Origin of the sequence: Hafnia alvei, from assembly GCF_964063325.1 — a bacterium.
GTDB classification, from domain to species: Bacteria; Pseudomonadota; Gammaproteobacteria; order Enterobacterales; family Enterobacteriaceae; genus Hafnia; species Hafnia alvei_B.
On sequence record NZ_OZ061315.1, the window covers coordinates 744,428 to 760,745 of the forward strand.

9 protein-coding genes are annotated in these 16,318 nt (G+C 48.4%); 6 read left to right on the forward strand and 3 right to left on the reverse strand.

Translation table 11 applies throughout. The features are described 5' to 3' along the window. Positions 1-61 precede the first annotated feature (61 nt). The 4 genes from deoC to deoD all read left to right on the forward strand — a co-directional run bounded on the left by deoC (position 62) and on the right by deoD (position 4,580). The gene (gene deoC, locus AB3Y96_RS03640; protein WP_072309075.1) at positions 62-841 is read left to right on the forward strand and encodes a deoxyribose-phosphate aldolase; all 780 of its coding nucleotides are present in this window, start codon (positions 62-64) and stop codon (positions 839-841) included. 256 nt (positions 842-1,097) lie between these two features. Then, positions 1,098-2,420, forward strand: coding sequence for a thymidine phosphorylase (gene deoA / locus AB3Y96_RS03645; protein WP_367298519.1), 1,323 nt, complete (start codon positions 1,098-1,100; stop codon positions 2,418-2,420). A gap of 108 nt (positions 2,421-2,528) precedes the next feature. Further along, positions 2,529-3,752 carry a phosphopentomutase gene (gene deoB / locus AB3Y96_RS03650; protein WP_072309073.1) on the forward strand — a complete coding sequence of 408 codons (1,224 nt, stop codon included), beginning with the start codon at positions 2,529-2,531 and terminating at the stop codon, positions 3,750-3,752. A 93-nt stretch (positions 3,753-3,845) separates the two neighbouring features. Further along, positions 3,846-4,580, forward strand: coding sequence for a purine-nucleoside phosphorylase (gene deoD, locus AB3Y96_RS03655; protein WP_040046209.1), 735 nt, complete (start codon positions 3,846-3,848; stop codon positions 4,578-4,580). A gap of 716 nt (positions 4,581-5,296) precedes the next feature. On the opposite strand, the gene AB3Y96_RS03660 is transcribed toward deoD, so the two are convergent. Beyond that, complete coding sequence (locus AB3Y96_RS03660; RefSeq protein ID WP_025799118.1) at positions 5,297-6,703, reverse strand: sugar porter family MFS transporter; 1,407 nt, start codon at positions 6,701-6,703, stop codon at positions 5,297-5,299. Between the two features lie 372 nt (positions 6,704-7,075). Beyond that, entirely contained in the window at positions 7,076-8,230 is a 1,155-nt protein-coding gene (gene metK, locus AB3Y96_RS03665) for a methionine adenosyltransferase (RefSeq protein ID WP_072309072.1), read from the reverse strand. A 1,065-nt stretch (positions 8,231-9,295) separates the two neighbouring features. Between metK and speA the strand changes: the two genes are divergently transcribed. Further along, positions 9,296-11,272 (forward strand): biosynthetic arginine decarboxylase, encoded by a 1,977-nt coding sequence (gene speA, locus AB3Y96_RS03670; protein ID WP_072309069.1) that lies wholly within the window; start codon positions 9,296-9,298, stop codon positions 11,270-11,272. Between the two features lie 113 nt (positions 11,273-11,385). Then, positions 11,386-12,270 carry a PHP domain-containing protein gene (locus AB3Y96_RS03675; protein WP_072309068.1) on the forward strand — a complete coding sequence of 295 codons (885 nt, stop codon included), beginning with the start codon at positions 11,386-11,388 and terminating at the stop codon, positions 12,268-12,270. Between the two features lie 127 nt (positions 12,271-12,397). Here AB3Y96_RS03675 and AB3Y96_RS03680 read toward each other — a convergent pair whose 3' ends face one another. Then, positions 12,398-16,174, reverse strand: a complete 3,777-nt coding sequence (locus AB3Y96_RS03680) for a fibronectin type III domain-containing protein (protein ID WP_367298520.1) — start codon at positions 16,172-16,174, stop codon at positions 12,398-12,400. Positions 16,175-16,318 lie beyond the last annotated feature (144 nt).

The following is a 16,318-nucleotide window of genomic DNA, read 5'->3' on the forward strand; positions in this document are numbered from 1 at the left end:
GAGCCCTAAATCATTGTGTCTGAATCTAGGCAAAGCCAGTTCAGCCCAGTTGGAGAGTAAAATGACTGATTTAAAAGTTGCTGCAAAACGTGCGTTACAGTTGATGGATTTGACTACCCTGAACGAAGACGACACCGACGAAAAAGTGATCGCTCTGTGCCATCAGGCAAAAAGCCCAGCTGGTAACACCGCAGCAGTTTGCATCTACCCACGTTTCATCCCAATTGCGCGTAAAACTTTGCGCGAGCAGGGCACCCCTGAAATTCATATCGCTACCGTGACTAACTTCCCGCACGGCAACGATGATATCGCTATTGCACTGGCTGAAACCAAAGCGGCTATCGCTTACGGCGCCGACGAAGTTGACGTGGTATTCCCATACCGCGCGCTGATGGCGGGCAACGAGCAGGTTGGTTTCGACATGGTTAAAGTCTGCAAAGACGCTTGTAACGAAGCAGATGTATTGCTGAAAGTGATCATCGAAACCGGCGAGCTGAAAGACGCTGCGCTTATCCGTAAAGCATCTGAAATCTCTATCAAAGCGGGTGCTGACTTCATCAAAACCTCTACCGGTAAAGTTCCTGTTAACGCCACGCTGGAAAGCGCAGAAATCATGATGACCGTGATCCGTGATATGGGCGTAGGCAAAACCGTTGGCTTCAAGCCTGCTGGTGGCGTTCGCACCGCTGAAGATGCCGCAGAATATCTGGCTCTGGCTGGTCGTTTGCTGGGTGATGACTGGGCTGATTCCCGTCACTTCCGCTTTGGTGCTTCCAGCCTGTTGGCAAGCCTGCTGAAAACGCTGGGCTACGATGCCAAAGGCACTGGCAGCGCTTACTAATTCAGTTTTTGTCTTAATGTTTTTCGCCGCGACGGTTTCGTCGCGGTGATATTTATTGTTTTATTTAAATTATTTGTTCGATACCCAAAATGATTGACGTTGCATTAAGGCGGCAAACATAGCCAACGTAGCGGCAACTTCAAGCAGAAAGGGGCGGGGCGTTCCGCAGAACATACCTCTTTAACCTACACACATATCCAATGTCTTGAGCATGCGCTCTAAGCTCTAAGGATATAATCAGCAGGGGGATACAACCTTGTTTCTAGCACAAGAAATTATTCGTAAAAAACGTGATGGCCACGCGCTCAGCGAGGAAGAAATTCGTTTTTTCATCAACGGTATTCGTGACAATACCGTTTCTGAAGGTCAGATCGCGGCATTGGCGATGACTATCTTTTTCCACGATATGATCATGCCTGAACGCGTTGCTCTTACCATGGCAATGCGAGATTCCGGTACGGTTCTGGACTGGAAATCATTGAATCTGAACGGCCCGATTGTGGATAAACACTCCACCGGTGGCGTGGGTGACGTGACTTCATTGATGCTTGGCCCAATGGTGGCGGCATGCGGTGGTTATGTTCCGATGATTTCTGGCCGTGGTTTAGGGCATACCGGCGGTACGCTAGATAAACTGGAAGCAATCCCAGGATTTGACATTTTCCCTGACGATGCGCGTTTCCGTAAAATTATTTCTGAAGTGGGTGTGGCTATTATCGGCCAGACCAACTCTTTGGCACCGGCAGATAAACGTTTCTACGCGACGCGTGACATTACCGCGACCGTCGACTCAATTCCGCTAATCACTGCGTCTATTTTGGCGAAGAAATTGGCGGAAGGGCTTGATGCATTAGTGATGGACGTGAAAGTGGGTTCCGGTGCCTTCATGCCTACTTTTGAGCTCTCCGAAGCGCTGGCGCAGTCTATCGTTGGCGTAACTAACGGCGCAGGCTGTAAAACAACCGCGTTACTGACTGATATGAATCAGGTTCTGGCGTCAAGCGCCGGTAACGCCGTTGAAGTTCGCGAGTCCGTGCAGTTCCTGACGGGTGAATACCGCAACCCGCGCTTGTTTGAAGTGACTATGGCTTTATGTGCTGAGATGTTGATTTCTGGTAATTTGGCCGCAGATCAACAGGACGCACGCAATAAGCTGCAAGCGGTGCTGGATAACGGCAAAGCGGCAGAGATCTTTGGCCGTATGGTGGCAGCACAAGGCGGCCCGGCTGATTTTGTTGAGCGCTACGATAGCTACTTACCACAGGCCACATTAAGCAAGCCGGTCTTTGCTGAACACGGTGGTATTATTACTGCTATGGATACCCGTGAACTCGGGATGTCAGTGGTTGGACTGGGCGGCGGACGTCGCCGTGCGACTGACAGCATCGATTACAGCGTTGGTTTAACTGATATGGTTCGTTTGGGCGACAGCGTGGATGCGCAGCGTCCATTGGCGATTGTGCATGCGTCCAATGAAGAAGATTGGCAACAGGCTGCTCGTGCAGTACGCAGCGCAATTGTGTTGGGTGACAAGGCTCCGGCAGAAAATCCGGTAGTTTATCGCCGTATCACCGAGTAAACGCCATACTTAACAGGTGTTGGTTAAACCAGCCTTCGGATTAAAACCAGAGAGTCGCCAAGTTTGCATCGGCTCTTTGGTCACAGCGCTAAAGCGCAGGAGAGTAAGATGAAACGTACATTTATCATGGTATTAGACTCATTTGGTATCGGTGCGAGTGAAGATGCTGAACGCTTTGGCGATGTGGGTTCCGATACGCTAGGCCATATTGCTGATGCCTGTGCGCGCGGCGAAGCTGACATTGGTCGCAAAGGCCCGCTGACCTTACCTAACCTGAGCCGTTTAGGCTTAGGTAAAGCGGCTGAAGAATCAACCGGTCGTTTCCCGCAGGGTTTAGATAAAAACGCCGATATCATCGGCGCATATGGCTATGCGAGCGAACTCTCTTCCGGCAAAGACACTCCGTCGGGTCACTGGGAGATTGCCGGTGTTCCCGTTCTGTTCGAGTGGGGCTACTTCTCCGATCATGAAAACAGCTTCCCACAGGAGCTGTTAGATATTCTGGTCAAGCGCGGCAACCTGCCGGGCTATCTGGGTAACTGCCACTCATCGGGTACTGTGATTCTGGACCAGTTGGGTGAAGAACACATGAAAACCGGCAAACCGATTTTCTATACCTCTGCTGACTCCGTATTCCAGATTGCTTGTCATGAAGAAACCTTCGGGCTAGACCGCCTGTATGAGCTGTGTGAAATTGCACGTGAAGAGCTGACTAAGGGTGGTTACAACATTGGCCGCGTGATTGCGCGTCCATTCGTGGGTGATAAGCCAGGTGAGTTCAAGCGTACCGGCAACCGTCATGACTTAGCGGTTGAGCCACCGGCACCAACCATGCTGAAAAAACTGGTTGATGAGAAGGGCGGCGAAGTCGTTTCTATCGGTAAAATTGCTGATATCTACGCTAACGTCGGCATTACGCAGAAAGTGAAAGCGACCGGTATTGATGCGCTGTTTGATGCAACGCTTATCGAGATGGAAAAAGCGGGCAATAACACTATTGTGTTTACTAACTTTGTCGACTTCGACTCCTCTTATGGCCATCGCCGTGACGTTGCTGGTTATGCTGCTGCGCTTGAGCTGTTTGACCGTCGTCTGCCAGAGATGCTGAAATTAGTGAAAGATGACGATATCATCATCTTCACCGCTGACCACGGCTGTGACCCAACATGGGAAGGCTCTGACCATACCCGTGAACACATCCCAGTTCTGGTTTACGGACCTAAAGTAAAACCGGGCTCGTTGGGCCACCGTGAAACCTTCGCAGATATTGGCCAAACCGTAGCAAACTACTTTGGTCTGTCTCCGATGGATTACGGTAAAGTGATGTTTTAATTTCTGAGCGCCACCCGGCTTTAATGAGTCGGGTGGCGTTTCATTTCACAGTTAGCTTGATATTTAGACTTACATACCAAAAGGATACGAATTATGGCTACGCCGCATATTAATGCCGAGATGGGTGATTTTGCAGACGTTGTGTTGATGCCGGGCGATCCGCTGCGCGCCAAACACATTGCTGAAACTTTCCTGCAAGACGTCCGTCAGGTAAACAGCGTGCGCGGCATGCTGGGCTTCACCGGTACTTATAAAGGCCGTAAGATCTCTGTTATGGGCCACGGCATGGGTATCCCATCATGTTCTATCTATGCGAAAGAACTGATCACTGATTTTGGCGTGAAAAAAATCATCCGCGTGGGTTCATGTGGCGCAGTGCGCATGGACGTTAAACTGCGTGACGTCGTTATCGGCATGGGTGCATGTACCGACTCTAAAGTTAACCGCATGCGTTTCAAAGACCACGACTATGCAGCAATTGCGGACTTTGACATGGTGCGTAACGCATCTGACGCAGCGAAAGCCAAAGGCATCAACGCACGCGTAGGTAACATCTTCTCTGCTGACCTGTTCTATACGCCAGACCCGTCTATGTTCGACGTGATGGATAAGTACGGCATTCTGGGTGTGGAAATGGAAGCCGCTGGTATCTACGGCGTTGCCGCTGAGTTTGGTGCGAAAGCGCTGACTATCTGCACCGTGTCTGACCACATTCGTACCCACGAGCAGACCACTGCTGAAGAACGCCAGACCACGTTCAACGACATGATTGAAATCGCGCTGGAATCCGTTCTGCTGGGCGATGCGGAAGAAGCTGCTGCTAAGTAATAGCGAATAGCTGGAATAAGTTTAAAGGCCCCTGAATAGGGGCCTTTTTTGTATTCGTGTTCGGGTGATTAATGGTATTGCGGGAAGGTTTCGGCTGTCTCTCGTTTATGTGGTGAATGGTGAATGGTGAATGGTGTAAGGTTTCGTTCGCCTATCCGCTGCTGTATTCACATACAAACTGGGTAGAAGGCGACCGATGAGGGGCGCCAGCGCGCGCCCCTTCAATCCTCGCGCTTTTATCCGAGACGCCATCTCCGCTCCGGTTTGGTATCGCCCATCCAGGGCGCCCCAAACTCCGCCGGTACATCCCTGTACCGGCGGCTCTCTCTACCAAGACTTAAACAATGAAAAGAAAAGAGAGAAATAAAATAAAAAGATAAGAAGACAAAAATGTCTTTTGTTTTTTTATGTTTAAGGAATGCATTTTAGAGCCGCCAGCAGGGATGCTGGTGGCAGGTTGAGGGCGTACAGGATGTGCGCTCCGAGACCGGTCGGACAAACGACTCGGTAAAAAGCGCGCGAGTTGAGAGTCCCCGCGCAACGGGACTCTCATCGGACGCCTACGGCAGCGGTTTCATGGAAACATAAAAGCTAACCGGCGTACGAAACCTTTCACCGCTCTAATATAAATACGAACAAGGTGACACAATTGCCGCCTTGTTCGTTCAGTGTTCGAAGCGTATAGAACCTACGAATCGATATTACATCAATTTAAATCACTTAGACCCAATCTTACGCAGTGGCTTACCCTGCATCAGATTACGTTCGATGTGTTCCAGAGAGATGTTCTTGGTCTCAGGGATTAGCGCTAGCGTAATGAAGATGAAGATAACGTTCAGACCGGCATAGACCCAGAAGGTGTGTGCGCTACCCAGAGAGTTCAGCATGGTCAGGAAGGTTGCCCCGACGATCATGTTGGCAATCCAGTTGGTTGCGGTTGAACAGGTGATACCAAAATCACGGCCTTTCAACGGCTGGATTTCAGAGCACAGCACCCAAATCAGCGGGCCGGCGCTCATGGCAAAACCGACGATGAAGATCAGCAGCATGATAACGGCAAAGTACTGAGCAAAGACGGAGCTGATACCGATGTTCATCATGGTACCCAAGGTGCCCATACCTAAAGCCATCACGATGAAGCCGAGAATCAAGGTTGGCTTACGGCCCCAACGGTCAACTAAACCGATGGCGATGAAGGTGGCCAATACGTTAACCAGACCCACGATAACCGTGCCCCACATCTGCTGCGACGTGCTGGCAAATCCGGCTAAGTCGAAGATTTTTGGTGCGTAATACATAATGACGTTCATACCGGTGAACTGCTGCATCACCTGTAACAACACGCCTAGATAAACGGCACGGCGGAAGTTTTTATTGTTAATAAACAACGCCCAACCGCTTTGTTTCACTTTCAGACTTTCGCGAATTTCATCCAGCTCACTTTTGGCTTGTTCACTGGTATCACGTAGTTTTTCTAACACACGGCGGGCTTTTTCATCGCTGCCGCGTGCGGCTAACCAGCGTGGGCTGTCTGGCAGGAAGAAAACACCAATCAACAACAGAATGGCTGGAATGGTGATAACACCCAGCATCCAGCGCCATGCGCCGGTGTAGCTGAAGGCAGTGTCAGAAAGATAGGCGGCCAAAATACCGATGGTGATCATCAATTGGTACATTGAAATCATACTGCCGCGAATCTTTTCTGGAGCAATTTCAGAAAGATAAATCGGAGCTGTATAAGATGCGATACCCACCGCCAATCCCAGTAGTACGCGAGAAAGGATCAGGATTTCAACGTCAGGTGCGAAGGCAGAGAACAGTGAGCCGACCACAAACAGGATTGCGCCAATCATCAAACTGTATTTACGGCCAATGCGGAAGTTCAACCAGCCACTACCTACTGCACCGACTGCCGCACCAAACATCATAGAGCTCACAACCCATTCTTGTTGGGAGCTGGTGATTTGAAACGTCTCGCTGATAAATGGCAAAGCACCAGCGATAACACCAATATCCAGCCCGAACAGTAAGCCTGCCAGCGCAGCTAAAAAGCAGACAAAGAACGTTAGACTGGCATTTGAACGGGTCTTGCGAACCGATTGTGTACTCACGGTAGTACTCATACTGCCTCCGAAAAGAAACTCGTTTGTATGCTTATCATGTTAAGAATCTATGGCGCTAATGTAAGTGCTCCCGATCACATAAATGTAATCGTTTACACTAATGTGGCATTCATATGGAGAGTGAGTCAGCGTGAGATTATGGATTTACTTACAGTAATCAATGGCTAATTTATTGGTTTTAAAACGATTTGATCCATAAAATACAATGGTGTCATATTGGTTTATATGGATGGTTTTTAATCATTAAACGTATTTTTAGTTTAAGTATGAATTTAATGTAATCGTTTTCATTTTGACGGCAATAGCGATGTGTCGATTTTTAGGCAACAAAAAAGCAGGCACAAAGGCCTGCTTTTTTCATTGGAATTAACCTTATTTCAAACCAGCAGCTTCACGCAGAAGTGCGGCTTTGTCGGTTTTTTCCCATGGGAAATGTTCACGGCCAAAGTGACCATAGGCTGCGGTTTCACGGTAGATTGGTTGGATCAGATCAAGCATCTGAATCAAACCGTATGGACGCAGGTCGAAGAATTCACGTACCAGCAGGGTGAGTTGCTCGGTAGAGATTTTCTCAGTGCCAAATGTTTCGATCATGATTGAGGTTGGCTCAGCGATACCAATTGCGTAAGAAACCTGAATCTCACAGCGGTCTGCCAGACCTGCAGCAACGATATTTTTTGCTACGTAACGGGCAGCGTATGCCGCTGAACGGTCAACTTTTGAAGGATCTTTACCAGAGAATGCGCCGCCACCGTGACGTGCTGCACCGCCGTAGGTATCAACGATGATTTTACGGCCAGTCAAACCACAGTCGCCCATTGGGCCACCGATAACGAAACGGCCTGTTGGGTTGATGAAGTATTTGGTATTGGCAGACAACCATTCTGGCGGCAGGACCGGCTTGATGATCTCTTCCATCACAGCTTCTTTCAAATCAGGCAGGCTGATGGTGTCAGAGTGCTGAGTGGAGAGAACCACTGCATCGATACCGGCAATTTTGCCGTCGTCGTACAGGAAGGTTACCTGGCTTTTGGCGTCTGGGCGCAGCCATGGCAGGGTGCCGTTTTTACGTACTTCAGCCTGACGCTCCATCAGACGATGGGCATAGGTGATTGGCGCAGGCATTAATACTTCGGTTTCGTTGGTCGCGTAACCAAACATAATACCTTGGTCGCCAGCACCCTGTTCTAAAGGATCGGTACGGTCAACGCCTTGGTTGATATCTGGAGACTGCTTACCGATAGCGCTCAGAACGGCGCAAGAGTTAGCATCAAAGCCCATATCAGAGCTTACATAGCCGATTTCAGCAACGGTTTTACGGGTCAGCTCTTCAATGTCTACCCATGCATTAGTGGTGATTTCACCACCCACTAGCACCATGCCGGTTTTGACATAGGTTTCACATGCAACGCGCGCTTTTGGATCCTGTTCGAGGATCGCATCAAGCACGGCGTCAGAAATTTGGTCAGCAATCTTATCAGGATGTCCTTCGGACACTGATTCAGACGTGAAAAGGTGTTTAGCCATGGTGTTCTTTACCTTTAAAAGACGGGTTTAAAATCACTGCGTAATGCTGGGGTATGTACATCAGTATCTAGCTTGTGGCTAGCTCTGGTGCCTGATGCATCCTGCAACGCCCCTCAGGCAAAGCCGTTCAGCAGTTTATCAGTAAATAAGTATAGATGGATTACCATCTGGACGGCTATTTTAAGACAGACCCGCCGTAGTTTTCTAGTCTTTTTGTCACTTTATGTCCGCAAACGAGTATTTTTTTCTATACAGTCGGTTTCTTTTACACCTGCGTAAACGCACAGAAACAGTTTTTAGCAAAATTTCATTTTGCAATTTCCCGCTGTTGATTGTATAAACTGCGCGCGGCTTACCGGTGCATGACGCTTTAACCGAATCGCTAAAATGTGTTAACAGCAGTGGTTTTTAGATAACTTGCTGAAAATACAAGTGATAAGGGGCGGCTATGTGTCTCACTTCCGGCCGAGGAGGGTATGAGTTGTTGCTCATACTGTCAGTCTCAACACACTGTTAACTTTTTGGATCTGCGCGTTATTTTAACCGCAGGCATGGAGGTGGTTCAGGTAATGATCCGCACGAATATCTCAGCGACAACGGTCGCGTTTCACACTATTGCTTCCGGCAATATTCTGCGTCTTCATGGCGCTCCGCTGTTCCGCGCTTTGCGCCTTCCTTCCTATTTATCTGCATTTCTCGCATTTTCCCGATGTTATTCACCGCTTTGGTGAAGATGGGGAGCGACTCAGGATTCTTACGCCGATAGCGGCAACTGATGACTGAACAAGGGTAACCTGCGGCGTGGTATTGCTACCAAACAACGCGCAGGTGAATTTTCATTGGGGTTTATCCTGCATTTAAGAATGCACTCCCCGACCCACGGAGTTAGCGACGTGTTTTGCTCTTATACTTATATCAGTCCGGCATTTTGTCCGGTGCTGAGCTTTGTGGTCACGCCAAAAATCCCGGCGTGTGGGTTGTTAAGCGCAGATGTTGCTGCGATAGTGAATAAGCGTGCTGTGAATAATTCCATTATTTGCCACGGCAGTGCACAAGGAGTTCGTCATGTCTAACGAACTTCGTCAACGCCCGCAGGAAGCGGCCGGACATCATCAATTGCGTTCTATGCAGGAGGTTGCCATGAATGATCGTAATGCCAGCAAAATGCTGAGTACTTATAACGTCGCCTACTGGGGTGGCAACTATTATGACGTCAACGAGTTGGGTCATATTTCAGTTTGTCCAGATCCCGACGTCCCAGAAGCGCGCGTCGATCTGACGCAACTGGTAGAGAAGCTGCAAAAAGAGAGCAACCAGCGCTTGCCTGCGCTGTTCTGTTTCCCGCAGATCCTGCAACATCGCCTACGTTCAATTAACGCCGCGTTTAAACGTGCGCGTGAATCTTTCGGCTATGAAGGCGGCTACTTCTTGGTTTATCCGATTAAGGTAAACCAGCATCGACGCGTCATTGAGTCTTTAGTGAACTCCGGCGAACCTTTAGGTTTAGAAGCGGGTTCGAAGGCGGAGTTGATGGCGGTACTCGCCCATGCTGGTATGACGCGTTCGGTGATTGTGTGTAACGGCTACAAAGATCGTGAATACATCCGCTTGGCATTAATCGGCGAAAAACTGGGTCACAAGGTGTATCTGGTTATCGAGAAGATGTCTGAAATCAAGCTGGTGATGGAAGAAGCCGAACGCCTGAACGTGGTTCCTCGCCTTGGCGTGCGTGCGCGCTTATCTTCGCAAGGCTCGGGCAAATGGCAGTCGAGCGGCGGTGAGAAATCTAAATTTGGCTTGGCGGCAACGCAAGTGCTGCAGCTGGTTGAAACCCTACGTGAAGCCGGTCGTTTAGATAGCCTGCAGCTGTTGCATTTCCACTTAGGCTCTCAGTTGGCGAATATTCGCGATATCGCTACCGGCGTGCGTGAATCTGCGCGTTTCTACGTTGAGCTGCATAAGTTGGGTGTGAACATTCAGTGCTTTGACGTCGGCGGCGGTTTGGGCGTGGACTACGAAGGAACACGTTCCCAGTCTGATTGCTCGGTGAACTATGGCCTGAACGAATACGCGAATAACGTTATTTGGGGTATCGGCGATGCCTGTAACGAGCACGGTTTGCCGCATCCTACGGTCATCACAGAGTCTGGTCGTGCGGTAACGGCGCATCACACGGTTCTGGTTTCCAATGTCATTGGTGTTGAACGCAACGAATTCCATGCACCTGTGGCTCCGGCCGAAGATGCACCTCGTGCACTGCAAAGCCTATGGTCTACGTGGGAAGAGATGCAGGATTCTGATACCAAGCGTTCATTGCGTGAATGGCTACACGACAGCCAGCTCGATCTCAATGATGTGCATAGCCAATATGCGCACGGTATTTTAGATCTAACCCAGCGTGCATGGGCTGAGCAGCAATATCTGACGATTTGTAGCCAGATCCAAGAGCATCTTGACCCAAGCAATCGTGCACACCGTCCGATCATTGATGAACTGCAAGAGCGCATGGCCGACAAGCTGTATGTGAATTTCTCGCTGTTCCAGTCGATGCCTGATGCGTGGGGGATCGATCAGCTGTTCCCGGTTCTGCCATTGAGTGGTTTGGATCAGGCGCCTGAGCGCCGTGCGGTGCTGCTGGATATTACCTGTGACTCAGATGGTGCCATCGATCATTACATCGACGGTGATGGGATCGCAACGACGATGCCGATGCCGCAGTACGATCCAGAAAATCCGCCGTTGATTGGTTTCTTCATGGTCGGTGCGTACCAAGAGATTCTGGGCAACATGCATAATCTGTTTGGCGATACAGCCTCGGTTGACGTCTTCGTCTTTGAAGATGGCAGCGTTGAGGTGCAAGACTCGGATGAGGGCAATACGGTTGCCGAAATGCTGGAATATGTTCAGCTCGATCCTGAAGTGTTGCTGACCCGTTTTCGCGATCAGGTGCGCAAAACCGATCTCGAACCTGAGCTGCAAACCCAGTTCTTGGATGAATTTGAGTCTGGTCTCTACGGATACACCTATCTCGAAGATGAGTGATAGGCTGTTCTAACAGACATCGAGATCACAAAGTATAAGGGTGCTTCGGCACCCTTTTTTGTGGCTGATGTATAGTGAGAAATCACACCGATCTGAAGAATGGGAGTATTCACATGGAAAAAGTCGACCTGCATATGCACTCGCATCATAGTGATGACGCAGATTATCCGGTTGCAGAACTGATTGCTCGCTGCGTTCGTGAGGGCGTTACAACGCTGGCGGTAACCGACCACAATTCGGCGTTTTCATTTGCTGAATCTGAAAAGTGGCGAAGTGATGCGCTGAATATCATTTCGGGGATTGAAATCGACTGTACCTTTCAAGGACGTAATTTTCATTTGTTAGGCTATGGCTTTACGCCATCGGATGATTTCACGCAGGTGTATGAAAACTTCAACGATATTCAGCGTGAGCTAGTGCCCGTGAAGTTGGCGAAGCTCCGTGAATTCGGTTTTTTTATTGATGACGAACATTTAGCGCGGCTGGCGAATGGCCGTTTGCCTCAGGAAGAGCAGATGGGCGAGGCTATTCTTGAAGATGAGCGTAATGCTAATAATCCACTATTACTGCCGTACCGTTCCGGTGGCGCTCGTGCCGATATGCCATTAATCAATTTTTACTGGGATTTTTTCGGCCCCGGTAAAGCCTGCTATCAGCCAGTGACCTACCCGGCTCTGGAGGAGATGACGGATTTGATCCGTGACAACGGCGGCATTCCCGTTATTGCCCATATTGGGGCCAACGTGAAAGAAGAGCATGAGGCGATACTTGAGCTAATGCTGGAATCTGGCGTGGCAGGAATCGAAGTTTTCTCCAGCTACCATGATGATGAACTGGCGCAGCGTTTATATGATTTTGCTCTGGAGCAGGGCGCTTATGTCACCTGTGGCAGTGACTTCCACGGGCGTAACAAACCCAAAATTGAAGTGGGAACCTGTCGATACAATCCAGAGCAGTTGCTAGAGATAAAACGTTTTCTCGATGTGGTGAATCAGTAAATTGTATTCTGCCCGGATGGTAAAAATGCATTCGAGGATAGGATTACGTAGTAGTATCGAATGACTAAAAATAAAATCCCAGACAGTGTGACAGTCTGGGATTTATTATTTTTAAAATAAGATCAAACTATTTATTGGCTAGGTATATATCCGTATTGTATTCACCAATATAAGACCAGTCACTATTGCTACTTTTCGTTGTTGGGAAATACCAGTAATCTTTATTGCGTAATTGGAAGAATCGATAGCTACCCGCGCTGTGATATAGATATATATCACCTGGCGTGCCAGTTGGATTACTATCATCCCATGTGTGAAGCTTATCTTTTCCATAACGTTTCAGTATTTGTGCGCAATAGATAGTTTCGGGCCGTTGCTGTTCTCCTGAGGATTTCAGCTGAATTTTAGCACCCATATCTATAGTATTGTCTTTATCTGACACCGCACACACGACGCTAACGTAGGCGTTGGCAATACATTCTGTAGCGGAGCGGAAAACGGCGGTCGGGCCATTATGAGAAACTAATTCGAATCCTTCAGGCGTTTTCCAGCTATAGCTTAACTCCGCATCTGGACGGTTTGTCACTATGGCTTGTACCGTAAATTCCTCTCCTATCAAAACCGTTAATGGCAGTGATAATCGTCCTGAAATGCCTTGCTGTTCGAGTAAATAACGATAAAGAACTTTTTCATCTTCATTGAGCCAAATTTTGTCGTTGAGTTTCTTTAACTTCATTTTTGCTAAATTGATAGGGGCTTTCGCGGTTGAGCGATATCCCCACTGTTCAAAGAATGGCGATAAATCAAAACCTGAAACCTTGCAGGCTAACGCAATGAATAAAGATTTTTTTTCTTCATCGCTATCAGGTAACTCCGATACCGAAAGCATGCGAATATTATCAGTTAGGCGTTGATAAAAATCCTTTCCGAAGGTGAGATCAAGCTGCCAGAACATGGTGACGCTTGTCCATAAATCCTCTTCAGCATCGTAATTATTGCCCGATTGCTGCAGATAATCACGAGTACGTTGCCAACAGTTATCCGCCAGCAGGCGTGAAGTGAGCCCCAGTTCCCTCTGGACGTATAAAGAGGTCAGATTTTCGAGAACCTCACTTTTTGTCTGAAAGGCAATAACTTCATACTGGTGGCCGAGTTCATGCCACGGTCCCCACGATAGATTAATATTGTCCGTGATATCTTTGATGCCGTCCTGATTTGTCGCCATCCATTCGTTAGTTGAACTCATGTATCCGCCCGTGCTATCGGCTTTAGTAAAGAAGTGATAACGCACGGCGGTTGCAATATTCGGATATGGGCCATTTTGTGTCAGCCCGTATTGTGTTTCAGCCCAATCAATAATTTTATCCCATGAATTTAATATTGCGACGGGATCGGTGACATTACTTTTAAATTCGTGAATTGGGAGGGTAATGATCATACGCTTCCCGACCAACTCTGCGTAAGGTGATGTGTTTTTACTGACGGCCTGTGCAACATCTTTCAGCCATTGTTTCGCATTGGCATCATCTCTGCCTAATACAAAAACCGGCATCAGATTTCCACCACTAACAATAGTGACTTTCATATTTACCGCAGGGTCAGGAATATTATTAGATGCAATATATACTACGCCGGTTTGTGCGACGTTGATTTTATTGACCCCAACTTCAAGCGGTATTTTTTGCTTATCGCTATAATATTGTTGAGCCTCATCGTATCCCTCGACAATACAGTGGATCCAAATTTGTGGTGCATCTGTTGGTGTATTACCTGATACAGCATACTCAACGGTCAATACGCTGCCGGCTTTGGCCCAATAGCCTGTTGGCTGAATTGGCGCAGGAACAGATTGACGGCGCTGTAGATCGTTAAGTGCATAGGGGTCGCCATGTTGTTCAACGTGAAAAACATTACGTTGGTCTTCCTCAGGTTCAGGTTCTGGCTCTGGCTCAGGTTCATTCCCAATGGCATTCAAAAACGTTGTAGTGTATTCATAGTTTTTGGTTTGTGCCGAATTCTGCGTACAGGTGGATAAATCACCCATACCAGGGAAGTCACGACCAAGCGACCACATTGAAACCAGATTTAGGCTGTGCTGTTTTGCATATTGCGCCGTTTTGGTGGCGTCCTGAAAACTAAACATTTCACCAGCGGTATCGTTCTGGCCAATCATAGGGATCACACCGATCATCTTGTAGAGATCAGCAGAGGATTTATCTGGATAAATGCTGGATAGGTTATTTTTCGTGGCATCAATGGCACTCACGGCCGCCGCCCCCATATCCAGACCCGATGCGCCGTAATCCATCGCCATAATTTGCACGTTAAGTGCCAGACCGATCTGCTTAGCATAAGTGATCATGGCAATACCTTCACCGGTCAACCCTGTTGGCATCACCGGTAGCGTCAGGCTAAACCACAGCGTTGGATCCTGTTTTTGCGCTGCCAATGCGGCAGGGAACGCCACTTTGTAGTTGTATTGCCCCGCGCTTTCAAAATCAAAATCGATATGCTGAATACCGAAATCTTTTTTCAAGTTGAGATAGATAGTGGTGAGATCTGCTTGAGTTTGGGTAACTGAAGGATCGGTGCCGCTGGCGCCGCCAAACGCCGCAATCGGTTCGCCGCCAGCTGCATGAATAATGTCGCAGACTGGCTTAACAGCGCTGTATGGGAAATAAGTATTGCCCCAAACTAACTGGTTAGAGGCACGATCTTGTACGAGAAAAGCCAGATGGAATTTCTTCACTCCGAGTGCAATGGCATCGGAAACCAGGCTAGTGTTGATCCCCGGAGGATTTGTCCCCCAGTTTGCATTGATCGTGACATCGATATAAGGCGCAAAACTGGTGGTCGTGGCTAGCGGTGCCTGAGTGGTTGCCGTGATGATCGCAGAATAGGCGGAAACGTTATTATTGGCATCATAGGCGGCTACGCTTAGGCTATATACTGTATTGGCAGTCAGGCCGGTTAGTTCACAGGTTGTCGTGATGACATCTTTGGTGACGCTGCTACCACTGGCTGAGGTGTATTTGACTTTGTAGCCGGTAACACCAACGTTATCCGTTGATGCTTTCCATGTTAGCGTTAAGGAGGTATCGGTAATAGCACTAACGCCGAGGCCATTAGGTACAGAAGGCGCGCTGGTATCAGCAGAGGGGGTCGCTGTTTCAATCGTAGCGGTGGTTGCAGGTGATTGGTTGCCTGCGGCATCTACGGCAGTTAGCGAAATAGCGTAATTTGTTTCCGCCGTTAGGTTACTCAAAATAACACTGGTGATGGTGGTTTGAATTTCAAGTGCAGCCTGAGTATCGCCCACTGGTTGGTAGGTCACCACATAATGGTCGACGCCAACGTCATCGGTTGCTGCATCCCAACTTAGAGAAATGCTGTTAACGCTAATGTTGGCAGACTTCAGATTGCTAGGTGCGGTAGGTGCAGTGGTATCAGGTGTTTGGGCGGTGGTGGTCACATTTGCTTCAACGATTGATGTCCAATTGTCAGGGGTATCGAAAGTAGCAATAGCGATGATATATGAGGTTGTCTCCATAAGATTATTTATGGTGACCTGAGTTTCCGTGGTCTCGATTTGTAATGCGGCCTGAGGGTCATCCTCTGGTTGATAGGCTACATCATAGTGATCGACATCGCCAGTTGGTGCATCCCAGCTCAACGTAAAACTGTTCGCACCCACACTTGAGAATTTCAGGTTAGTGGGTTTTGTTTGTGCGTCGGTATCTGTGCTGGCAACGCTATTAATAGCGTTGAGGCCATTTACCCAATAAGCCACAGGAGACATACCACATGAGTCATTAGCGGTGACCGAGAAAGTCACTGTTTGATTATTAGCAACATTAGGCTCTTCCAAGTAACCCACTAAGCTACCATAAGTGGGCGTAAACATAATCCCATCATTATATTCAATATATGAATCTTCTCCAAAGTCTATTGTAATCTCAGGATTAATGAGCATCTCTCCGGTGTTGTTAGTGAGTTCAAATTCAAATACTCCAACATATGATGAAGTATTTATCCATTTTGCATTGAA